This window comes from Patiriisocius sp. (genome assembly GCF_051252435.1).
Lineage (GTDB): Bacteria > Bacteroidota > Bacteroidia > Flavobacteriales > Flavobacteriaceae > Patiriisocius.
On the sequence record NZ_JBPOFW010000001.1, the window covers coordinates 865903 to 890202 of the forward strand.

General features: G+C 37.1%; 20 protein-coding genes. 7 read left to right on the top strand and 13 right to left on the bottom strand.

Translation table 11 applies throughout. The annotated features are described in order from the left end of the window. Window positions 1–3: 3 nt before the first annotated feature. Window positions 4–1968, top strand: a complete 1965-nt coding sequence (locus ACSHW7_RS03870) for a DUF3857 domain-containing protein (protein WP_435677994.1) — start codon at window positions 4–6, stop codon at window positions 1966–1968. Window positions 1969–2049: 81 nt separating this feature from the next. Here the strand turns inward: ACSHW7_RS03870 and ACSHW7_RS03875 are convergent, their stop codons facing one another. After that, the gene (locus tag ACSHW7_RS03875) at window positions 2050–3036 is read right to left on the bottom strand and encodes an NAD-dependent epimerase/dehydratase family protein (RefSeq protein ID WP_435677995.1); all 987 of its coding nucleotides are present in this window, start codon (window positions 3034–3036) and stop codon (window positions 2050–2052) included. A gap of 67 nt (window positions 3037–3103) precedes the next feature. Between ACSHW7_RS03875 and ACSHW7_RS03880 the strand changes: the two genes are divergently transcribed. Next, the gene (locus tag ACSHW7_RS03880; protein WP_435677996.1) at window positions 3104–3733 is read left to right on the top strand and encodes a hypothetical protein; all 630 of its coding nucleotides are present in this window, start codon (window positions 3104–3106) and stop codon (window positions 3731–3733) included. 55 nt (window positions 3734–3788) lie between these two features. Continuing rightward, entirely contained in the window at window positions 3789–5855 is a 2067-nt protein-coding gene (locus ACSHW7_RS03885) for a M13 family metallopeptidase (RefSeq protein WP_435677997.1), read from the top strand. A gap of 177 nt (window positions 5856–6032) precedes the next feature. Here ACSHW7_RS03885 and ACSHW7_RS03890 read toward each other — a convergent pair whose 3' ends face one another. The 5 genes from ACSHW7_RS03890 to ACSHW7_RS03910 all read right to left on the bottom strand — a co-directional run bounded on the left by ACSHW7_RS03890 (window position 6033) and on the right by ACSHW7_RS03910 (window position 11788). Continuing rightward, the gene (locus ACSHW7_RS03890) at window positions 6033–6836 is read right to left on the bottom strand and encodes an NAD-dependent epimerase/dehydratase family protein (RefSeq protein ID WP_435677998.1); all 804 of its coding nucleotides are present in this window, start codon (window positions 6834–6836) and stop codon (window positions 6033–6035) included. Window positions 6837–6840: 4 nt separating this feature from the next. Continuing rightward, window positions 6841–9186, bottom strand: coding sequence for a M20/M25/M40 family metallo-hydrolase (locus ACSHW7_RS03895; RefSeq protein ID WP_435677999.1), 2346 nt, complete (start codon window positions 9184–9186; stop codon window positions 6841–6843). Window positions 9187–9409: 223 nt separating this feature from the next. Then, window positions 9410–9766, bottom strand: coding sequence for a hypothetical protein (locus ACSHW7_RS03900; RefSeq protein ID WP_435678000.1), 357 nt, complete (start codon window positions 9764–9766; stop codon window positions 9410–9412). A 153-nt stretch (window positions 9767–9919) separates the two neighbouring features. Further along, window positions 9920–10861, bottom strand: a complete 942-nt coding sequence (locus ACSHW7_RS03905) for a DUF6268 family outer membrane beta-barrel protein (RefSeq protein ID WP_435678001.1) — start codon at window positions 10859–10861, stop codon at window positions 9920–9922. Between the two features lie 66 nt (window positions 10862–10927). Continuing rightward, on the bottom strand, window positions 10928–11788 hold the full coding sequence (locus tag ACSHW7_RS03910) for a hypothetical protein (RefSeq protein WP_435678002.1): 861 nt from the start codon (window positions 11786–11788) through the stop codon (window positions 10928–10930). 161 nt (window positions 11789–11949) lie between these two features. Here ACSHW7_RS03910 and ileS point away from each other — a divergent pair, with 161 nt between their 5' ends. From ileS to ACSHW7_RS03930, 4 genes are all read left to right on the top strand, one after another. After that, window positions 11950–15357, top strand: coding sequence for an isoleucine--tRNA ligase (gene ileS / locus ACSHW7_RS03915; RefSeq protein ID WP_435678003.1), 3408 nt, complete (start codon window positions 11950–11952; stop codon window positions 15355–15357). Window positions 15358–15363: 6 nt separating this feature from the next. Then, entirely contained in the window at window positions 15364–15747 is a 384-nt protein-coding gene (locus ACSHW7_RS03920) for a TraR/DksA family transcriptional regulator (RefSeq protein WP_435678004.1), read from the top strand. 65 nt (window positions 15748–15812) lie between these two features. After that, complete coding sequence (locus ACSHW7_RS03925; protein ID WP_435678005.1) at window positions 15813–16448, top strand: hypothetical protein; 636 nt, start codon at window positions 15813–15815, stop codon at window positions 16446–16448. 31 nt (window positions 16449–16479) lie between these two features. Then, a complete protein-coding gene (locus ACSHW7_RS03930; protein ID WP_435678006.1) occupies window positions 16480–17103 on the top strand; it encodes a lipoprotein signal peptidase in 624 nt (207 codons plus the stop codon). Here ACSHW7_RS03930 and ACSHW7_RS03935 read toward each other — a convergent pair. From ACSHW7_RS03935 to ACSHW7_RS03965, 7 genes are all read right to left on the bottom strand, one after another. Next, the gene (locus ACSHW7_RS03935; protein ID WP_435678007.1) at window positions 17100–17681 is read right to left on the bottom strand and encodes a 5-formyltetrahydrofolate cyclo-ligase; all 582 of its coding nucleotides are present in this window, start codon (window positions 17679–17681) and stop codon (window positions 17100–17102) included. The two genes, ACSHW7_RS03930 and ACSHW7_RS03935, sit on opposite strands and share 4 nt — an antisense overlap. Further along, a complete protein-coding gene (locus ACSHW7_RS03940; RefSeq protein WP_435678008.1) occupies window positions 17681–18688 on the bottom strand; it encodes a succinylglutamate desuccinylase/aspartoacylase family protein in 1008 nt (335 codons plus the stop codon). Before ACSHW7_RS03940 ends, ACSHW7_RS03935 begins: the two co-directional genes overlap by 1 nt. Before the next feature lie 64 nt (window positions 18689–18752). Beyond that, window positions 18753–19628 (bottom strand): 30S ribosomal protein S6--L-glutamate ligase, encoded by an 876-nt coding sequence (rimK, locus tag ACSHW7_RS03945; RefSeq protein ID WP_435678009.1) that lies wholly within the window; start codon window positions 19626–19628, stop codon window positions 18753–18755. Between the two features lie 45 nt (window positions 19629–19673). Further along, entirely contained in the window at window positions 19674–20129 is a 456-nt protein-coding gene (locus tag ACSHW7_RS03950) for an ATP-dependent zinc protease family protein (protein ID WP_435678010.1), read from the bottom strand. A gap of 54 nt (window positions 20130–20183) precedes the next feature. Beyond that, the gene (locus ACSHW7_RS03955; protein WP_435678011.1) at window positions 20184–21062 is read right to left on the bottom strand and encodes an ATP-grasp domain-containing protein; all 879 of its coding nucleotides are present in this window, start codon (window positions 21060–21062) and stop codon (window positions 20184–20186) included. Between the two features lie 134 nt (window positions 21063–21196). Next, entirely contained in the window at window positions 21197–22534 is a 1338-nt protein-coding gene (locus ACSHW7_RS03960; RefSeq protein WP_435678012.1) for a T9SS type A sorting domain-containing protein, read from the bottom strand. Next, the gene (locus tag ACSHW7_RS03965) at window positions 22527–24197 is read right to left on the bottom strand and encodes a hypothetical protein (protein WP_435678013.1); all 1671 of its coding nucleotides are present in this window, start codon (window positions 24195–24197) and stop codon (window positions 22527–22529) included. Before ACSHW7_RS03965 ends, ACSHW7_RS03960 begins: the two co-directional genes overlap by 8 nt. Window positions 24198–24300: the final 103 nt, after the last annotated feature.

Consider the following 24300-nt stretch of genomic DNA (forward strand, 5'->3'; position numbering starts at 1 on the left):
GCTATGAAAAATAAATTTTACACACTACTTTGTATCCTTGTTGCGCAAATATCACTAGCCCAAACACCTTTTTATGAAACTTACACTTGGGATGATAGTCCAAAGTATGATACTGTAAATCTAGGCGATGAAGACCTTGTTACTTTACAGCAAAAAATTGTGACGGAGTTTATCTTTGAGAAGGATGATTCTTTTATAGAGTATTATTTAGAACATGAAATTGTATTCCTTAATTCAGATGAGGTAATTGAGGGATATAATAAAATCTATTTACCGTATTCAAATAGTTCTGAAATTATTGTCAATATGGCTCGCGTGATTGACAAGAATGGAAAAGTCATTGTTGTAGATAAATCAAAGATTTTTGATTCGGTGGATGAAGAAACAGGCAACAAAGTCCAGTATTTTGCTTTAGAAGGAATTGAAAAGGGAAGTGTGGTTGAACGCTTATACGTTTACAAAAGATATCCACAGTATCAAGGAAAACGCATTACACTGCAGTCAGAATTCCCGAAGAAAAACGTTTCATTTGATTTGTATGGCCCGTCTAATTTACAATTTCAATTTAAAAGCTATAATGGTTTGCCAGAGGTGGAACTTGAGGATGTGGATGATAATAAATTACACTGGTCAGTCTCTGTGCCTAGCGTGGCTGGATTAGAGGATGAAGAGACTTCAGCTTATTGGGCTTCTAAAAAGTATTTGGTTTATAATTTATATAAAAATCTCACGACTCAAAAAGTGGGAATTTCAGGATATAGTGCTGTTGTGAAGAATATCTACCCATTTTACTATCCAGAAAAATATGACAAGAGAACAACAAAGTCCTTAAAAAAGTTTTTATCTCAAGCTACCGGAAATGTAAAAAGCGGGGAACCCTTGCTAAGAAACCTTGATAGTTATATAAAAACAAATATTTTCCTAGCCGAAAATTCCAGCGACGACCTTAAAGATTTGGAACAAGTATTGAACAAAAAAGTAGCAAATGGTACTGGAGTAATTAAATTATATGTTGCCGCATTACGCGCCTTAGGTGTTAAACACGAACTTGTGGTTACTACAAATAGATTTAACACAAAATTTGATAAGGACTTTGAATCTCAGAACTTCTTAAACGAATTTTTATTTTATTTCCCCGAGTTTGACACCTATCTTTCACCTACCGATTATGAAAGTCGCTACGGATTTCCCCCAGCACAATTTACAGACAATTATGGTTTGTTTATTAAAGAAGTTGCCTTGGGAGATTTCAAATCTGGAGTAGGTGAAGTACGCTATATTGATGCCATAGATGCAGAAAAATCTACTGATACAATGATTATTGATGTCAAATTTGATGCAGAAGATTTGTCAAAAACCACTATTGAATTAGACCATTCTATGACGGGTTATTATGCAGGATATATTCAGCCATTTATTCATCTAGCGAAGCAGGAAGACCGTGATAATTTGACTGAAAGTTTTGCAAAACGATTAAAAGAAGATGTTAAAATCAATAACATGCAGATGAATAATGGAAATCCAGAATCATTTGGAGTGGCGCCATTTCAAGTTGTAGTTAATTTTGATTCCGAAGCATTTGTCGAAAAAGCGGGGAATAAATACCTTTTTAAGGTGGGTGACCTCATTGGAAGCCAAATGGAACTTTATCAAGAAAAAAAGAGAGTGCTTCCGGTTGAAAGCGAATTTAATCGCACCTATTTGAGAACAATCAATGTTGAAATTCCAGAAGGATATCAAGTTGCAAATCTTGAAGATTTAAATATCGACCATAGTTTTGAAAAAGATGGACAACCTTATTTTGCATTTGACTCACATTACAAAATGAATGGGAATACCCTAGAAATAACAGCTGACGAATATTATAAAGTAAATATAGTGCCGGCAAACCTCTATGAAGAATACAGAACAGTTATCAATAGCGCAGCAGATTTTAATAAAGTGACATTGGTTTTAGAACCAAAATAAGAGTTTTAGAACAGTAGCGATGTAAAAAAGGCTTCAAATTTCAGTAGGAATTTGAAGCCTTTTTCTATTTTGAAATTTATATTATGAATACATTTCTTTCAAGCTCCCTATCATTATCTCAGTCATCTCATCAAGCGTAACTTGGTGTTCCCAACCCCAATCTTCCCGCGCCGATGCATCATCTATAGTTTGCGGCCAAGAATCTGCGATGGCTTGTCTAAAATCTGGCTCATAGGTAATCGAAAACTCAGGAATGTGTTTTTGAATACTACTTGTAATCTCTTCTGGATTAAAACTCATAGCAGCCAAATTATAAGAACTTCTAATTTTAATATCCTCTTTTGCGGCCATCATAATATTTACTGTGGCTCTTATGGCATCATCCATAAACATCATAGGTAGCGTTGTTTCTGCATTGAGAAAACAAATATATTTTTTGTGTTTTAAGGCTTTATGATAAATATCCACCGCATAATCTGTAGTTCCTCCTCCAGGCATTGTTTTATAACTAATCAAGCCAGGATAGCGTATGCTACGTACATCAACACCATAACGTTTGCTGTAATATTCGCACCAGCGTTCTCCCGTTTGTTTACTTATTCCATAAACGGTTGAAGGTTCCATAACGGTACGTTGCGGAGTTTCAGTTTTAGGAGTTGTAGGTCCAAAAACCGCGATGCTCGAAGGCCAAAATATTTTATCAATTTTCCCTTCCTTGGCAAGTTCGAGAACATTAAAAAGTGAGTTCATATTCAAATTCCAAGCTTTCATGGGAAATTTTTCACCCGTCGCACTCAGCATCGCTGCCATTAAATAAACATCGGTAATTTCGTAGTTGATAACCACATCTTGAATAGCATCATAATCCATCGCGTCAATAATTTCGAAAGGCCCGCTATTCATTAAATCTGCATCACCTTTTTGAATGTCGCTAGCAATTACCTTATTGTTGCCATAAATTTCGCGCAATTTTGCGGTCAATTCAGTTCCTATTTGCCCACAGGCGCCAATGATGAGAATTCGTTTTTTTAAAGACATATTAAAATTTTCAATGGATTTGATTGGCATACGCCAAAATTTGAACGTAAATATAACGATTAAAACTGCTATAACTTTCTTAAAAAAATGTGCAGTTATGCAAGAAAAAGTATATTTGTCTTTCTTTAAAGGTTTTATGAAGTTTCTGAAATTCCCAGTCCTTATTTTTTTTGCCATTGTTAGCATGGCCAGTTGTGAAAACATAGAAATTCAATCTTCTGAAACATCCCAAAATCAAAATATTGAAAACATGCGCTTCGGAAATGAAGCGTATAAATTTCCAGAAATTTCACCACAAGCATCAAACTATATTTCAAATTGGGCAGTTTTTGAAGATTTTACATCTGAAGCTTACGAAATCAACGGAAATAACATAGACGAATTAAAAGTGATAAGCGAAAGGCTGCTATCTCGTGTGGATTCTTTGGTCAAAAAAATACCTGACACATTGAACACTCAACAGATATATTCAAGAGTTTTAGTGGCAAAAACACGTGCGGCGCTATTGTTTCAAGAAGCAAATAGAGCAATCATTGATTCGAGTAAAATACAGCAGCACATTTCAGAAATGAACATCGCAACCTCTAATTTAATTACACAAATTAATGGCAAATTTGAAAAAGATGCCATCGATTTTGAACGAACCGATAATGAAAAAAAGGAATTGGAACTCCAAAAGAAAAAAGCAGATTCCATTTTTAAAGCCGAATTAAAAGATAATCAATAATTTGTGTAACAATATTGTAATTATAAGTACTAATACCCTAATAAAATAAATAAAAATGAAGAATAATAAATGGATTATGGCTGCAGCTGTGGCCGCTACAACAACGCTATTTGTTTCATGTGACGAAACAAAAAAAGACGTTGCAAAGGATACTGAAGAACGCGGAATTATCCTTTCAAACATGGACACTAACGTAAGTCCAAAGGCAGATTTCTATAATTATGTAAATGGAAATTGGATGAAAAATACCGAAATTCCAGACGACCAAGTGCGTTGGGGAGGGTTTGGTGTATTACGTAAACAAACAGATGCAGATGTACTTGCCATTCTTGACAAGGCTGAAAAAAGCGGTAAATATGCAGCCGATACAGACCAAGCAAAAGCCTTGGCAATTTTCAATACCAAACTTGATACCGTTGCAAGAGACAAAGCAGGTATTGAGCCTATTAAACCTATCCTTGCAAAGATTGAAGGGATGAAAAATGTTGAAGATTTTCAACGTTTGATGACCGAAGATGCGGTATCAGTTTCTCAACCGTTTTTGGGTGTTGCAGCATTTTCAAATCCTAGTAATAGTTCCATAAATTCAGCGTACATAACGCCAGGAGGATTGGGTCTTCCAGACAGAGATTACTATACAAATATGGATGCGAAATCGGTTGAAATTCGCCAGCAATATGTTGATCATATCACCAGAATGTTACAGTTTCTTGGTGACGATGAGGCGAGTGCGCGCAAACAAGCTGAGACAATTTTAGCTTTTGAAACGAAGCTCGCAACACCACGTTTAGATAAAGTGGCGAGTAGAGATTTCAGAAATTTCAACAATCCACGTTCTATGGAACAGGTTCAAAAAATGGCTCCCGCCATCCAATGGAAAAAAGCTTTCAAGGATTTAGGTGTTGAAAAAGAACTTGACACTGTAATTGTAATGCAACCTAAATATATGGATGTTGTTCAAAAAACACTTGCAGAAGGTGATGTTGAAACTTGGAAAACGGTAATGCGTTGGGCAACGTTAAATGATGCAGCTAATGCATTGACTACTGAAATTGAAGAAGCCAATTGGGATTTTTATAGCAAAACATTAAGTGGAGCAAAAAAACAACGCCCAGCAGATGAGCGTGCTTTAGCAACTGTAAATGGTACCATGGGTGAGGCATTAGGTCAATTATATGTTGATGAAATGTTCCCGCCAGAAGCAAAAGAGAAAGCTGAAACCATGATAGCAAACGTAATTGCAGCATATCAAGACCGTATACAAAAATTGGATTGGATGAGCGAAGAAACTAAAGTGAAAGCCATTGAAAAGCTTGACAAGTTTACAGTAAAAATTGGGTATCCAGACAAATGGGAAGACTTTAGCACAATGGAAGTCTCGGCAGATAAAAGTTATTACGACAACACACTTGCAGTTGCAGCTTGGCAATTAAAAGATAATTTAAGTGAAATCAACGAACCAGTTGATAAAACAGAATGGGGCATGTCTCCACAAACAGTAAATGCATATTTTAATCCATTTAATAATGAAATTGTATTTCCAGCAGCAATTTTACAACCACCTTTCTACGATTACAAAGCAGACGAGGCTGTAAATTACGGAGGAATTGGAGCCGTAATTGGTCACGAAATTTCGCATGCTTTTGATGATAGCGGATCGCGTTTTGATGGCGACGGAAATTTAGTAAACTGGTGGACAGAAGAAGATTTAGCGAAATTTAGCGAAAGAGGTGCAGCACTTGCTGAGCAATACGATGCTGTTGAAGTTTTAGATAGCGTATACGTAAACGGTAAGTTTACTCTTGGAGAAAATATTGGTGACTTAGGCGGAGTACTTGCTGCGTATGATGGTTTACAGCGTTATTACAAAGAAAACGGAAGACCAGAACCTATCGACGGTTTTACGCCAGAGCAACGTTTCTTTATGAGTTGGGCAACCGTGTGGAGAACAAAGCAACGCGATGAGTCTTTAAGAACTCAAGTAAAGACAGACCCTCACACACCAGGACGTTGGAGAGCAACGGAGCCACTTAAAAATGTTGATGCTTTTTACGAAGCATTTGACATTAAAGAAGGTGACTCCATGTATGTTGCGCCAGAAAACAGAGTAAGAATTTGGTAAGTTTGATTGTGGAGTGGACGTAAGACCGCTTCGCTTTAGGACATAGGACAAAAGACTAAGAAAAAGGAGCCATTTGGTTCCTTTTTTTATACGTTAAGAATCCATCACCTAGTTTAAATTAACTTCATAATTTATTCCCCTCGGGGAGATGGCGCAGGTAGAGGAGACAAGTTAGTTTTATAAATCACCTGTAAATTGAAACCCTAAAACCGATTTCAAATTCAGGGAATCCACTTGTTTTACTTCGGAAATTTCTTCGTTTGAAAATTGAGGTGGTTCGAGTTCAAGTTTTGTGGCCTCTTTAAAATAGAAATCTTTTTTAAGTGGGTGTTCGGGATGCACGGCATTGAAAATAGTGCCGAAAGCATCTTTGTTTACAATCCGAAGCAGTATTTTAATACAGTCATCTCTATGAATTAAATTAACCACGTCGTTGCCACCGCTCAAATCGGTTCTGCCGGCTAAGTATTTTACGGGTTGTCGGGTTCCTCCCATCAATCCGCCAAAACGAACAATCGAGGTCTTAAAATTTGGAGTATTAAAATAGAGTTGTTCTACTTGAAAAAGTTGCCTTCCGGCTTCGGTAGAGGGTTGTGGAATGTCTCTTTCTGTCACGCTGCCTTGTTGGTCCCCGTACACCGAGGTACTACTGATAAACAATACTTTTTTAATTTCAGCTTGTTTGATTTCCGATAAAAAATGAGACATCTTTTGCACATAATCTGAGCCCGAATTACGCCGTAATCCCGGCGGAATCATCACGATAAGAATATCGATGTTTTTAAGAAATCCTTGTGGTGATCCAAGCACACCTTCTTCTGTAATGTTTACTGCGTAGGCATCTATTCCATTTTGCTGTAATCTTGCCGCACTTTTTTGACTGGTAACAGAACCTTTTACTTGATAGCCAAGAATCATTAAATGTTGTGCCAATGGTTTTCCGAGCCAACCTAATCCTGCTATTGCAATTGTTTTACCCATATTTTTATTGAATGCTATCTGCTTGGTTGTTATTCATTTCGGCTACTTTAAAACTTTTGCTCAATATTACCGCATCTGTATTTATAAACGGTTTGGGCATCATCGTTTTGTCCCTTGGTTTTACATTGAGAGCTTTGTTTTCCATTAAATTTAAGGAGTACTCCAATGCTTTAAACTCAACATTTGGGATAGTATCGGGTAGGACATATCTTACTTCCAGCGAGTCGGTATCTGTTATATAATAACGCAATAAATTGTTGCTATCGCGATTGAAAAAATGCTTTCCGATACTGTCATTTACTTGCGGAGAAACCCCGTTAAAAGTGAGTTTTTCAAAATTGATAACCTTGTCGGCATATAATAACAATTGATGCACATCCCGTTGTGGCAAATACGTAAATGTGACGTCCCTCATTCCATTAATAGTGGTGTCTTTTTCTTTCTTTATGACAAATGATGGAATATCAATGTTTGGAGCAACAGCAGCATACGTATATCCAGTATTGTATTTACTTCCCGCAGAAGCTTCCACATAATCTGTGGCAGGTTTTGGGTCTTTTCCTACGTATGTTTTAGTCCAAGCATCAAGCATTGTATCATAAGTCAACCAATATGAATTTCCATTATCCGCATCTTGATAATAGACGAGACTATTAGGTTTTTGACGGGTTTCAGAAAAATCACTTTTGAAATGTGACACCATGAAAAAGACGAATGCTATCCCAAAAAACACATAAGACAGGGTGTTTTTCATTTTGTAAAATCCGAAAACGGGCAACAACAACCCAAATAGCAATACCGAAACAATACAGCTAATAAAAATATGGTCAGACCCCAACCCGATAGGGAAAAATTGAATGAGCGGTGCAAAAATAAAGATGGCGGGCGCGGCTAATAATGCCATCCCGATGTAACTGGGTGTGTTCCATTTCAGTAAAATAAACCAGGATAACAATCCAAAGAAAACAGGGATTACAAAAAATCCAGCACCTTTAATGACAATAAGAATTACAATGTTTAAAAGTATCCAGAAAAATAACGGCGCAGCTAATAAGTTTACAACCGATGTTCGTTTTGAAAAAGCATGATAGACTTTAAAAATGATGCCCAAAGATAAACTCACAAAAAAAGCAATGTACCAATGCCCATTGTACTTAAATCCGTGTTGTACTTCGGCATATTGTGGGTATAACCATTCAATGAATTTCCATCCAAAAAACCCTACCAATCCACATAAAATTAATGAAATGAGAAAAGTTAAAAAGCCGCGACCTATGCCAGCTAAATTTAATTTATGCCGAGAAAGTCCATAAAAAAGTAAAACAAAAAATAAAATCCCAGCAAAAATCACCATAGGTAAAATCCACGAAAAAGGGTAGTGGATAAATTTCACCAAGGGCATGTTTACATATACGCTGTCTTCTGCAGTTTTTAGATTGTTGAGGTCGGCTTCTGCAAAATAATGGAGCATTGGCAATAGATAACTACCTTGATGTTGTAACGTTTCAATATCTAGATTTTCTATGTTGTCGTTTGCTGTGTGATAATCAAAGTGGTCATCGATAAATGCAAAAAAGAAACTTTCAATATCGCCGTCTTCCCTAAAAACAGTAGAGTCTGTATCATTGGGCAACATTTTATACACGCTGTACATAAGGGATGATGCTACTGGAAATTCAACATCAGCATCAGCAAACGCTTTAATGAGATTGGTGTTTCCGCCGTTCGTTTCCACAATCATGTTGCTAGGACCACCACTTCCACGGGCTTCAAAATTGAGCACCAATCCCACGTTTTTTGCCCAGCGATGCTCATTGACAAAAAGCGATGCACCGTCGAGTCCAATTTCTTCGCCATCACTAAAAAGTACAATAATGTCGTTTTTGGGAGTTTTGCCACTGGCTTTGTAGGCTCGTAAACTTTCAAGAATCGTGACAATGCCACTTCCGGCATCGCTTGCACCCAAAGATGGCACCAATGCACTGTCGTAATGTGACAACAAAACCAATGATTTCCCAGTGCCATTCCCTTTGAGGCGGGCGACAATGTTTTTTGGTTTTATCAAGCCTCTTTTGGCGCCACTGAGGACAAAGCCTTCTTGGATTTCGGTTTCTAAACCTAATTTTTTTAATTCGGAAACGAGAAATTCACGAACCCTCGTGTGTTCTTCGGTACCGTGGAAGTGCGGTTTTTGGCTAATTTCTTTTAAGGGAATCAACGCGCGTTCGGTTGAAAATTCGGTTGCTGGGGTGGAGGCGAGCGTACCTTCGCTGGGCATTAAGGTATCAAAACTGATAAATACCAATAATAAAACAACAATAAACGAAATAATTGCACTTATATGTTTCATGAGGAGCGGTTGGATTAGCCGTATAAAAATAGCACTTTTATTAAAGCTACATTACATGTACTTCGGAAACGTAACTATTTCAGAAAATTTTTGGGTTTAAATATCAAAAAGATGATTGTAAAATTTTTAGTTCTGCTTCCTAGGTCTTGAAGCGAAGCGGTCTTACGAATTCTTTCAGTAAAGTGTTTAATTTAAAAACGAATATCAAAAGAACAGCAATAAGCTACACTTGCAAATCGACTTTTACCAATAAATACCATTCGTTTTCCAATTCTAAATACCCTTGGTCATAAACGTAATAGTAAACACTTCCGGTTTTTGTAACGTACTGTCCCGTAAAAAATTTAAAGTTGAAACCATGTTTTAAGAGGGTGTCTTTTTTGATTTTGGTTTTTTCCTTTCCGTTAGCTTTTTGAAGAATTCGGTAGTTTTTGCGTAGTCTATTATTTACGTTTCTAACGAGATTACTTTGGTCTTTGTTTAGGTTGTTATTATAGGAATTTCTGCAACCGTCACTACAGAATTTTTTATCCGCACGACCTATAATTTTATTTCCACATTCTGGGCAAGCTCTATCCATACATTAAAGATAGGAAAAATAGTTGTTAGTCGGTAGCTTGTAGTGGGCAGGATGATTTCGTTTTTAAGGAAATATTTAAGTCGGAAATACTAATACAAATTTGATTAATCGTATATCATAAATATCCCACCCCGCATATTTCCGAAGCTAACATTATTCTTTTTCTTTACTTAAGTTGAAGCGATACAGCACTTCAATTTTTGCGAAAATTCCACCGCTCACAATTGGGTTTATTTGGGTGCGCTCGGGGCCAAAATCGAAAGCAGAAACCCGTAAATCAATATCATCGCCGTCCGCATACGCTTCCACATTTACATCGCTGTAGCCCACTTTTCCTCGAATCAGCACGCTTTTTTCTAGTAAACTATATTGTGTGTAAAGCGAGAAATCCAACGAACCATAATCTAAATAGTAGTCTGGTGTGTTTTCTTGATGTATATCAAAAGTTCTACCAATTCCAAAATAGTCAAACCCAATCGCCCAATCGTCAAAACGATAATTAATATCTGCCGAAATGGGTAAAGAGGCATCCATTTCAAACCGTTCATTCGGACTTAAATAATAGAAGCCTAAAATGGGGGTCGTAAAAACTCCGTAGGCTTGGTCCATCGCATAAATTCCGAAGCGATATTTTAAATGTTCATTTTTTTGATACTTGATGACGGCAACGCCACCCAAGTAAAAATTATCTCCCGAAAGGTCTCGATAATCTGATGAGAGGTTAGGTAAAACCACAAATGTTCCACTCCATTTTTCATTGAAATTTGTTGCGAGCCCAAGTTTTAAAATGGTACTATAAAGACTTACGTTTTCAGAGAGTGAAGTTGGGGCTAGAGGATTTTGGTTTGTAAACGACTCTGGAAATATGTTCAGATTATTATTACTGTGCAAAAACCCCGTAATAATGGCATTATCATCATCAATAACTATGGGATATGTAAAATCAACGTCGAGCGATTTGATGTTCATTTTATCTGGAAATCCTTCAAAACTGTGATTGAAGGAATTTCCGTAGCCTACTTTAAGAATGTCAACATAGTTTTGGGCGCTCGCCACTGCCGAAGTAAGCAGTAAAAGTAAAAGTGTTTTTTTCAAGAGTACTTTAATTAGTCACTAAATATAAATGAATAATTTGAATACTCCCCCAATGATATAATGTCGCTAATTCCCAAAAATGTTCATCACCTTATAGTCGCTCATATTGATAGTCATGGGTGTCCTATCAACTTCGGTTACTCTCATTTCAGTAGTTTTTTTACCTTTTTTGTCAATTTGAGTTATGAGTAGTGGATATCCCAACGTCTCAATATTCGCTGGCATTGTTATATACTGTGACATAAACCCGGCCGCATTTTTGAAAAATGAAGTAGGTATTGCTGTTGAATACCATATTTCAACAGCACCATCTTCTGTTTCCATATGGTATCCTTCAGCAGTATATCCAGCAATAGTTTGAGTGCCATCAAGTTTTGTGATGATTGGTCTTTGATAATTGTCATCATTTTGTTCAGCCATATAATCGATGGCCTTTCCCATAAATTTTCCCATAAATGCGGCGGACATTGTTTGGGCAGTTTTGCTATTCGTGTTTATCATTACAATAGTTTCGGTGTTGAGGTCGGTAAGTAATAACTGCCCTTTTTCCATCGCCATCATTGTTGCAGCTTCCCCATAATGCTGTGTCATTAATTGCTTTTTAGGCTTGCGCTTTGACAAGTCTTGTATTTGTGTTGTAATGGCAACTTCAAAGGTGTAATTGTCTCTTGCTTTTGCTTTGTCTTGCCCTGTAGTAATTCGCAAAACATCTCTAATTTCGTTATCAGTAGGTGTCATGTCAATGGTAGGTTTTTTTGCCCAATCTTTTCCACGCTTGTTTTTGAGCTCTTCTTGTTTTTCTTCGGCACGTTGTTCCATGCCTTCTTCGATAACATCGTTAACGGTTTCGTTTTTTTCTTGAGCTGAAATTTCAGCAACATTAAAAATAAAGATGCTGATAAATACTACGTGTATAATTGTTTTCATACTATATAATTGCTTTTATATTAATGTTCCCAATTTGAAAAGGTTAACATCCATTCGAAGTTACCTTTTTAAACTCTTTTTCCATCAAAATTCCGTAAATTCGCACCCTCAAAATAGTACATTCATTATTTTAATTAACCTTGGTGAAACGAGAGACGGCTATGAGCACAAAATTTAAAGAATACAAAGGATTGGACCTCCCAAAACTTGGAGAGGAAATACTCAAATTTTGGAAAGAAGAAAATATTTTTGAAGAGAGTATTGCAATTCGTGAAGGAGCGGAGCCATTTGTGTTTTTTGAAGGACCGCCATCTGCAAACGGAATGCCTGGAATTCACCACGTAATGGCACGTGCAATTAAAGATATTTTTTGTCGCTACAAAACCCAAAAAGGATTTAAAGTTGACCGAAAAGCAGGTTGGGACACCCACGGTTTGCCCATTGAGCTTGGCGTTGAAAAAGAATTAGGGATTACGAAAGAAGATATTGGGAAGAAAATCTCAGTAGAAGCATACAACGATGCTTGTAGAAAAGCGGTAATGCGCTATACAGATGTATGGAATAAAGTGACGGAGGAGTATGGCTATTGGGTGGACATGGAAGACCCATACATCACCTACAAACCAAAATATATGGAATCTGTTTGGTGGTTATTGAAACAGATTTACAACAAAGACTTACTATACAAGGGATACACGATACAGCCCTATTCTCCAAAAGCGGGAACTGGATTAAGTAGTCATGAATTAAATCAGCCAGGAACCTATCAAGATGTAACCGATACTACCGTCGTTGCCCAATTTAAGGCTGTACCTCATTCGTTACCAGATTTCCTTGCCGAAGAAAGCAATAACATCGCCTTTATCGCTTGGACTACAACACCTTGGACATTGCCTTCAAACACAGCATTGACTGTTGGGCCAAAGATTGATTATGTGCTAGTAAAAACGTATAATCAATATACGTTTCAGCCTGTTAACGTTGTATTGGCTAAGAATTTAGTGAGTAAGCAATTCGGTTCAAAATACAATCAAATTGAAAATGAAGATGCAGTTGACACCTACACACAAGGTGATAAAATAATTCCGTATTGCATTGTTAAGGAGTTTAAAGGGGCAGATTTAGTAGGGATTCGTTACGAGCAATTATTAGACTATGCAACTCCAGACGCGGGTACACAAAATGCATTCAGAGTGATTGCTGGAGATTTTGTAACAACGGAGGACGGAACAGGAATAGTGCATACAGCGCCCACTTTTGGGGCAGACGATGCCTTGGTTGCAAAACAAGCAGTGCCAGAAGTTCCTCCAATGCTCGTTAAGGATGACTTCGGAAATTTAGTGCCATTGGTAGATTTACAAGGAAAATTTAGACCCGAAATGGGCGAATTTGCCGGTAAATATGTCAAGAACGAATATTATGATGATGGCGAAGCGCCCGAAAAAAGTGTGGATGTCGAATTGGCCATCAAGTTGAAAACCGAAAACAAAGCATTCCATGTTGAAAAATATGTACACAGTTACCCAAATTGCTGGCGTACAGACAAGCCTATTTTATATTATCCATTAGATTCTTGGTTCATTAAAGTAACGGATTTCAAAGACCGTATGCACGAGTTGAATAAGGAAATCAACTGGAAACCAAAATCAACAGGAGAAGGGCGTTTTGGAAACTGGCTCGCCAACGCAAATGATTGGAACTTATCACGTTCTCGTTACTGGGGAATCCCATTACCGCTTTGGAGAACTGAAGACGGAACAGAAGAGATCATTATAGGGAGTATCGAAGAATTAAAGCAGGAAATGGCAAAATCTATCTCGGCGGGAATGATGTCTGATGATATTTTCGAGAATTTTAAAGTAGGTGACTTTTCCGAAGAGAATTACGATAAAGTGGACTTACATAAAAACATTGTAGATGCAATTGTTTTAGTTTCAAAAAGTGGTAAACCCATGAAGCGCGAAGCAGATTTGATTGACGTTTGGTTTGATAGTGGCTCTGTGCCGTATGCGCAATGGCACTATCCCTTTGAGAATAAAGAAAAAGTTGAAAACACATGGCGCAAAGCCGATTTCATTGCAGAAGGTGTAGATCAAACTCGTGGATGGTTTTATACCATGCACGCCATTGCAACCATGATTTTTGATGACGTTGCCTATAAAAATGTAATTAGCAATGGATTGGTGCTAGACAAGAACGGACAGAAAATGTCCAAACGTCTTGGCAATGCGGCAGATCCTTTTGAAACGCTTTCAACCTACGGCCCAGATGCGACACGTTGGTACATGATTAGCAATGCAAATCCTTGGGATAACTTAAAGTTTGACCTTGACGGAATAGCAGAAGTGCGCAATAAGTTTTTCGGTACACTTTACAATACTTACAGCTTCTTCAGTTTATATGCGAATCTTGACAATTTCAATTATTCTGAAACGGATATCGCAATAGAAAAAAGACCAGAAATTGACCGCTGGATTTTAAGTGAACTGAACACATTGATTCAAACGGTGGATGAAGCATTTTCAGATTATGAACCTACCAAGGCGGCGAGAGCCATTCAAAATTTTGTGGGAGAAAACTTGAGTAATTGGTTTGTACGTTTGAGTAGAAGGCGTTTCTGGAAAGGAAGTTACGGCGAGGATAAGATTAGTGCTTACCAAACATTATACACTTGTTTGGTTACGGTTGCAAAACTAGGAGCGCCCATTGCATCTTTCTTTATGGATAGATTATATAAAGATTTGACTGCTGTTTTGACGAATGGAAATGGAAAAAAATCTGTACATTTAAGTGATTTTCCAAAGGCTGATGTAAGTTTAATTGACAATAGCTTGGAGCACAGAATGCAAATGGCGCAGACTATTTCCTCGCTTGTTTTATCGTTACGTCAACGCGAGAAAATAAAGGTACGTCAACCGCTTCAAAAAATAATGATTCCAGTACTTGATGAAGTTACTCGAAAGGAAATAGAAGCCGTTAGCGATTTGATTAAGAGCGAAGTAAATGTAAAAGAAATTGAGCTAATTGATGAAGGTTCGGGCTTATTGGTTAAACAAATAAAACCAGATTTTAAAAAGCTTGGCCCGCGATTTGGTAGCGATATGAAAATGGTGGCAGCTGCTATTCAAGGCTTTGGACAGGAAGAAATAGCATTGTTAGAAAAAGATGGTGAGATGGAGCTTAGCATTTCAGAAAAAAATACTACATTGACCCTCGATGACGTGATAATTAACTCTCAAGACATTGAAGGTTGGCTCGTTGCAAACAACGCTGGGATTACTGTTGCACTTGATGTAACGATTTCTGAAACCCTAAAAAATGAGGGTGTTGCGAGAGAATTAGTCAACAGAATTCAAAATTTGAGAAAAGATAGTGACTTTGAAGTAACAGATCACATCATTGTTACGTTACAAAAAGAAGAAACGCTTGAAAAAGCAGTGACAGAAAATGCAACTTATATTAAGGAAGAAACACTAACAGATACACTTCAATTTGAGGAGGCCGTACTTCATGGTACAGAAATTGCTTTTGATGGAATAATAACCAAATTGAAGATCAATAAAATTTAAAACAATATGTCAACAGAATCAAAAACAAGATACAGCGATGCGCATCTAGACGAATTTAGAAAATTAATCAACGAAAAAATTGTTGTTGCTAAGGAACAACTTGAACTCATTGAAAGCGCTTACAGAAATGATAGTGATAACGGGACAGATGATACCTCTCCTACTTTTAAAGCCTTTGATGAAGGTAGCGAAGTGATGAGCAAAGAGACTTCATCACAACTTGCCATCCGTCAAGAAAAATTTATCCGTGACTTAAAGAACGCATTAATTCGTATTGAAAATAAAACATACGGAGTGTGTCGTGTGACTGGTAAACTAATTAATCCAGAACGCTTAAAGCTTGTGCCTCACGCAACATTGAGCATTGAAGCTAAGAACATGCAACAATAAAACCTGCATATTATAAACGCCCTAACAAAAGTTAGGGCGTTTGTATTTTACACATCTTTCATTGAATGCCGAAATTTAAAACATCACTATTATTACTGCTGTTTTTATCAACGGTTGGCGTTCATTCACAGAAAATTCTTGAAAAAGAGTACGACGCCCAAACAATCAAAACGCTGCAAATTGACGGAAAAGGGGTTTCTGAAATTCATGTAATTTCAGAAAAGAGAAATACTATTTCTTTAAAAGCGACCATCGCTGGAGAGACTGGCGATGACGTTATGATTACCGAAAAAGAACTTCAAAACAATATAAAATTTGGTATTAAATACGCCCCATATTTTACTGCTGTAAATGACAAACTTGCTGCCCACAAGGTGCTATCCGTTATTTTAGAATATCGAATTCCCGAAAATCTAGATGTTGAGGTATTTTCAGATATTGGCTCTTTTTGGGGAAGTGGTTTTTTTGAAAACTTGAAAGTTTCATTGGAACGCGGCAATTGTTTTATTACCGATTACTTCGGAAATGCAACCATCATGACGTTGAAGGGCGCTATTGAAATTTCGGTAGTGGAAAATGTTTCGGGAACGGCCGTTTCAAAAAACGGAATGGTTTTAAATAAGTTACCAAAGGGGAATGAAATTAACATTTCAGCAGAGAGCAGAGATGGAAATATAACATTGACCCAAACCGAAAATTAGTGTTATTTTTGCCAGCAATTATACCTAGTTTATGTCATTAAAAAAGTCGGTTTTTCTTATTGTTTTGGTCTTATTGATTGACCAAATTTCAAAGATTTATATTAAAACTACATTTCAGCTTCATGAAGAAGTAGAAGTGTTTTCATGGTTCAGAATTTTGTTTGTGGAAAATGAAGGAATGGCTTGGGGCGCAAAAATTCCAGGAACGTACGGAAAACTTTTTTTAACCTTGTTTAGATTGGTCGCAATCGTAGGAATAGGCTATTGGTTATGGGATAGCACGAGAAAAAATGCATCAAAAGTGTTGCTCGTAGCTATCGCATTGATATTTGCAGGAGCGATGGGTAATATTATCGACTCTGTTTTTTATGGTGTTTTATTTGAAGATAGCGTGCGCAACGTAGCAACATTTCTCCCTGAAGAAGGTGGCTACGGAACACTGTTCCACGGAAAAGTAGTTGATATGCTATCCTTCCCATTGTATGATGGCATATTGCCTAGTTGGATTCCTATTTGGGGAGGAAAACCTTTTACATTCTTTGATCCGGTCTTTAATGTTGCCGATGTTGCGATAAGTACCGGTGTTGGTTTGCTGTTGGTCTTCAATAAAAAAGCATTCCCAAAAAAGGAAGAGAAAAACGTTGTTGTTTCCTAAGCTATACCTAATCCTTCGTTAAACTTAAAAATTTTGCTAGGCGTAATGCTATAATGAAGGGGCACATCAAAAGTTGATTTTTCAATCAACTCTTCGGGTTCAAAGAATGACAGTCCAACAAAAACGCAAGAGGGTTTACAGGCACTCAAAAATCTATCGTAAAATCCTTTTCCGTAGCCTATTCTATGTCCTTTTTTATCATAAGCTAGTAGAGGAACAAATACTACATCAATAATCTGTGGGGGAATTTCGATACCGTTTTCTGGTTCAGTGATTCCGTGTTTTGATTTTTTTAAAACAGTATTTTCCTGTAATAAAATATGCGTCATTTCGCCCGTTTCAAAGTGGGCTTTTGGGATGATTATTGTTTTATCTTTTCCTTGTAGGATGTGTAACAAATACTCTGTGTTGACTTCGGCTTTGCTTGTAATTGGTAGAAAAATATGATAGTTTGTTGCTTCCCAAATGTGTAATTTGAGTGCGTTGTTTGAAATGGCTAAACTCATTTCTTCCAACTCATCTTCAGAAATGGCTTCGCGTAAAGCCTTGTACTTTTCTCTTAAAGCCTTTTTGTCCATTAATTTTCAATTTCATCAATTTCTTCAGACCCAGAAGGGTCATTTATTGTAGTAGACAAATGAAAAATGGCATCCCCTTGATTTACAATGGGGGCATGATTTACATTGATAATGTATCCTTCGTTAGGTGCGGTAACTTTAAAACGCATAGTGCCGTATGGGTCTGTTATCGTGGCTAAAAATTCTCCTTTTTTTACATGCTTGTTGCAATCAATTTTTACGTGAAGAAGACCACTACGTTGCGCACGAACCCACCTGCTTTTTTCAATTATTACAGGCTTTTTAACAGCATTAATTGATGTAACATGCGAATTTAAAACTTCTAAATGATTGAGTACTCTAACAATTCCTTCAACGCCTTCTTTAACAATGTGCTTGTTGCTCTCTAATGACTTCCCACCTTCAAAAAGCAAGCAGGGAATATTCATCTGCTCGCAAGTAGAGCGATATGTTTTACCCATATTTGAAGAATGTACCGTGAACGGCGCATTAAAAACTTCAGCTAGTTCTAATAATCTTTTGTCTTTTGGAGAAACTCTTATTTGAGCCGCATTAAAACGTTGAGAACCACCCGTATGAAAATCCATGCAATAATCTGCAAGGGGTAAAATTTCTTTTGTAAAATGATAGGCAACCCTACTTGCCAACGAACCCGTTTTTGTGCCTGGAAATACGCGGTTGAGGTCTCTACCATCTGGAAAAGCACGCTCTGCATTCAAAAACCCAAAGATGTTTAAAATAGGGATACAAATGATGGTCCCTTTTGCAGGTTTGTTGATTTTTTTTGCAATTATTTGCCGAACAATCTCAACACCATTTATTTCATCGCCGTGAATTCCGCCGGTCAATAAAATTGTAGGTCCGGGAATTTTTGAGCGTTCAATAATGACTGGAATTTCAACTTTGGTAGATGTGTAAAGTTTAGCAAAACTGAAGTTTATCGTCTTGCTCTCACCAAGTTTTACTTTTTCGCCAAGAATTATTAAATCGGTATTTTTTTTAGCCATTTTTAATTTCAGATAGTATATACGTTCAATTTAAAAATCTTTTATGAAAATTTCAAATAGATTTTTAATCTACATTTCTCTCTAGATACTTGATAATAATTGTTGCAATATCTTTGCCTGTGGCAGCTTCAATTCCTTCAAGTCCTGGAGAACTATTTACTTCTAAAATTAATGGACCGCGAGAAGATTGTAGCATATCAACCCCTGCAATTCCTAAGCCCATTGCTTTTGCGGCTTTTAAAGCTGCGCGTTCTTCCTCGTCTGTGAGTTCAATAACTGTGGCGATTCCTCCTCGGTGAAGATTGCTCCTAAACTCTCCCTCTTTTCCTTGACGCTTCATTGCGCCCACAACCTGTCCATCAACGACGAATGCTCTAATATCAGCACCTCCAGCCTCTTTGATAAATTCTTGTACGATAACTCTGGCCTGTAAATTGTTGAAAGCCTCGATTACAGACTCGGCTGCTTTTTTAGTTTCAGCAAGAATAACTCCTATTCCTTGTGTTCCTTCGAGAAGCTTAATGATTACGGGTGCTCCGCCTGCTTGATCCACAATATGTTTTACATCTTTACTATAATTTGTAAAAATAGTTTTTGGAAGCCCTAAACCGGCACGCGACAATATTTGTAGGCTTCGCAACTTGTCTCTCGAGCGCACCAAAGCCACAGACTCCGTAGAAGTAAAACAGTGCATCATCTCAAATTGGCGTACCACGGCGGTCCCATAAAACGTTACCGAAGCTCCGATACGTGGTATGACAGCATCTACGCTTTCTAGTTTTTTACCCTTGTAATAGACAACGGGATTTTTCTTTTCAATCACAATATCGCACTTGGTATGATTGATAACTTCAATATTGTGCCCTCTTTTTTTAGCAGCTTCTAATAGTCTTTTTGTGGAATATAGATTTGAATTTGCCGATAATATTTTAATATTCATGAATTTATTTTTGCTTTAGAACCGAGTATTAGTACTTCGGAAATATTAGTTTGATGCTTCTTTCTTTTTTAATTTATACGATGTATTCTTCGCATTGATATCTACCATAAATTTTTTATTCAGAAATTTCCTGCCTATAAGTACAGGGTATTTCATTTCGCCTCTGTCACTAAGTGTTAAAAATATAGGGTACGATTTTTTGAAAAGGATAATTTCGGTCAAGATACGATATCTTGTTTGAGTTTCACCATTACTGCTTCGAACTACGCGAACGTCGTAAGTGTCAAATGTAAATTCTTTTTCATGATAATTGGGATGTTCCTCATCCAAAAATGTGCATTTTAAATAATTGTTTTCAACTTTCACATTTCGGCAGTGAATACTCGAGGTAAAGGCGCCCGTGTCAATTTTAATATCAATATTTTCTAATTTCAGCGAAGGAAAATCTGCCTTATCAACACGACCAATTACTTTTTTAATTATCTCTTTTTTTTCTGTCATACGTATGATTCGCGAAAGCGAGTATTTTTTAAATTGTCAAATAATTTAATCCGATTATTTGACGATTACCATTTTTTCAATATACTGAATTATTTTACCAGCAACGTCAATTCCGGTAACAGTTTCAATGCCTTCAAGCCCTGGAGTTGAATTTACTTCCAGCACCAACGGCCCTCTTTTTGAAGTGAGAATATCAACACCGCACACGCCCAATTTTAAAACTTTTGCCGCTTTTATGGCAACCTCTTTTTCGGCATCGCTCAACTCGATGGGAATCCCTGAACCGCCGCGGTGCAGATTAGATCTAAAATCGCCTTTTGCTGCTTGCCGTTTCATTGAAGCAACTACTTTATCTCCAACAACAATAGCTCGAATGTCTGTTCCTTTTGACTCTGCAATGTATTCTTGCATTACAAAGTTGTGGTGTGTTGATTGTAATGTTTCAACCGTGGAAAGTGCATTTTTATAATTATCACAAAGGATAACGCCGCTGCCGTGTGTTCCCGCAACGAGCTTTACGATGACAGGCCCTTCGCCAAAATCTTTTAAAAAATCTGCTAAATAAAAATGCGAACCCAATGTTGTTTTAGGCATAGGAATTCCAGCACCAGCAAGTATTTGAAACGTAGCCCATTTGTCTTGTGCTTCAAGAATACCAAAGGATGAGACCGTAGAAAAAACCTTCATAGCCTCAAATTGACGCACGAGCGAAGTACCGTAAAATGTATTTGAAGATGCAATTCTAGGGATGACAGCGTGCAAGTCGTCAACTATTTCATCGTGATATTGCAATAATGCTTTGTTGTTCTGGATCATCACATTACAATACGTGGGGTCGATGACCTCCATATCGTGATTTCGTTTTTCTCCAGCTTTGATCAAACTCTGCGTGGAGTACAAATTTTCGCCACGCGATAACACTGCAATATTCATACTATTTGTTTAGCAATTGCAAGGTAGAAAAAAATCAAATTGTATGTGGGATGGGGAATTAAATGTGTGTTAAAATATGATGATTGGAGTAAAAAGTTTATGAATTTAGAAATAATATTTTTAACATTACTCAATTACTCCCGCACCAACTTTTGGTACATCACATTTCCAGTATTTGTGGTTAACGCTAGCAAATATATACCGCTTTTTAATCCTGTAGCATCAACATAAGTTGTACTAGCGGGATATTCTTTAAGCTTTTTACCTTGAATATCATATAGTGTATATTTTTTGACAGCATTTTTAGTAGCCCGTATAATAAAATAATCACTACTGGGATTGGGGTAGATTTTAAACTCCACTGCTTTTGGGCCATTTACACCTAAAATGGTGAGGTTTTCATACCAAGCTACTGTGTTATCATTTCTCGCAGCGGTAGCTAAATCTAAATCACCGTCATTATCAAGGTCAACTGCAATTGATGAAAATGGTGCGCCCACATTATCATTTATAGAGTTTTTAGCACCAAAGTTACCGAGTCCATCTAAGTTCTCAAACCATACTATTTCATTGAACCCATTGCACACCACATCCTTATCATTGTCATTATCCAGATCTGCCGCAATTACTCGTAACGTAGTTTCTATTGTAGTGTCGATAACTTGTTCTGAACCAAACATAGTAGCTCCGCCAACATTCTCAAACCAACTAACAGAATTGTTTCCATTGATTGTTACCAGTACATCCAATCGATTATCACCATTCAAATCACTTACAAAAACAGAGCTGCTCGCAGCACCGGCACCTCGTATGGTCTTTGGCGCAGAAAAAACACCAGTCCCATCATTTTCATACCACACACATGTAGTACTTCCAGACGCTGAGCTCACGATGTCCATATCTCCATCATTGTCTAAATCTCCTACTTCTAAGGACCTCCCGGCAGGGCCATTGATAATATGCTCTATAGGGAAAGTGCCATTGACATTTTCAAACCACCGGGATTCTACACCGGCACTTGCAACCAGCACATCCAAATCTCCATCATCGTCAAAATCACTCGATTTGAGGTCAAAAATGTTTAATATATCTGTTGCAAATGTTATAGGAGGTTGGAAAAAACCTATTCCAGTGTTTATCATATATTTAAGGTTCCTAGTGTTTACATCGGAAAAAACAATGTCTAAATCATTATCATTATCTATATCAATTGATACTATTCCTCTAGGTACATCACCATTAAAAAGAACTCTTGAAGACTCAAAACCATCTTCTCCATTTTCAAATAATATTACACGAGTGCCAAAAAATTCTGTAGCCAACAAATCCTCAAAACCATTACCCGTAATATCTCCAGAAGTTACATTTTGAACACTCTGTAAATCATCAATCAACACTTGTTGAGGGCCAAAGATTTGTGCTATTGAAGAATATGAGATAAGAACAGTAACTATTGCTAAAAGCCTATTCATTTTCTTTAAGTATTACGGTTTGTGTAGTAGGTGCATTTTGATAGTCTTTTTCGATTTTATAAAGACCAGGGTCAAGGGTGTTGATGGTCGTGGGGTCGTTGATTTCTGTTCCACTTTTTTCAGTGGTGGTGGTATTGTAATTGATGACCCCGTCATTAAAGCGCACTACACGTCCACCCATAGCGATCCTATTTGTATTATTATAGCATTTTTCAACACGCGCAAAGCCAAAGGCATCATCTATCTGTTCAATTACAACAGCTGTGTGATTGGGGTGGTAGTATTCTGTAAAGTCAAATTCATACGCATCCACTTCATGGATGACATCTGTCGTGTAAAAAGAAAAGTTCTCTCCGTAGGGTGCAGGCTCGTTATAATTACCTTCACAACGAATAAATTTATAGTCAAAGCCGGGTTGAAATAAAACTGTATTTGTTTCATTGTCATAAGGACCTGCAAAATAATAGTTCCCTTTATAAGGTTCGTACAAGCTAGAAAAATCTAAAGCCCTGATACGATCATAATCATTAGAGAACTCTTCAATATCCTCGTGCATGTGTATGGCTTGGCCAATAGTGAATTGGTTCCTACAGATATTCTCTGTATAGGCCATATAGTTTTGAACGTCATTAGGCTCTATGTCATATAGAGTTTCTTCACAATCTCTACCTGATCCTATATAAGTACAATTATCAATATTATAATATTGTAGATTATTTGTATTGATGGTATCAGTACATGCCTGTGATGATACTTCTGGGCTAATTCCATTGTTCCAACAATACTCTCTTATAAAATTGGGAACTGCGTTTGTATCCAAAATTTTATCTCCATTTCCTTTGTTTAGAGCATCAATAGGTATTGCATTAAAGCTAGTGTCGCTCATTATTCTCGATACATGTTCACACTCTGTTGCAGTTGTTACTACACCGCCCTGTGTAATCTTACTATAATAATTACTAAAGGTGTGGGATAAACCCAAGATGTGACCTACTTCATGGACAAATGAACCTTCATTGAGTGTCGCTCTATTGATTACTATATCCTCAGAGTTAAGTCTTTGCCCACCAAAACTTGTTGTGCGACTGGGAATATAAACGTTGATGGCCCCATCATCATAATTACCGGAATCTAGAGCATATGAATGTAATTCACCACTTAAGCATAAATCTAAAACACTAAACCCGTGGTCATTGAAGTTGTTCAATGCTGTTTCAGAACAAGCCGGGGCAGGAAATGAAACTAGAGTACTAGGACTGTCCATTTGATCTGCGCCCCTATATTTAAAGAAGATATTGTACTCGTTGAAAATTTGATTGAGCTTGGCAATAGATTTTAATGCGTCAATTTCAGTCTGTTCAAAAACAAAATCTCCGTCCACTTCATTTTCTCCATAGTTGCCATTTGCATCATTGATTTGCCAATAATACACATTAAATAATTTGGGTTCAAATGCGGCAAGATCTGCTGGATCTATACTACCAGAATTATGAGGCTCAGCTGGCGGGCCTCCACCAGGGTCGCCAAGACCAGGGTCGTCTCCTTCATAAACACATATATAATCTTCTTGTGATAACATCTGTTGCGAAAAGAATATGCAATAGCTAGAAAGCAACATTGACAGTACTAGTACTCTTGAGGGGGGGGGTAATACTTGTCTCATAAACAAAAAATTTAATTATTAAATATAGGTATTTAAAATTTATTAAAAAAACCTCTCAGATTAATAAAAATCTAAGAGGTTTCAATATTTATTAACAAACTCC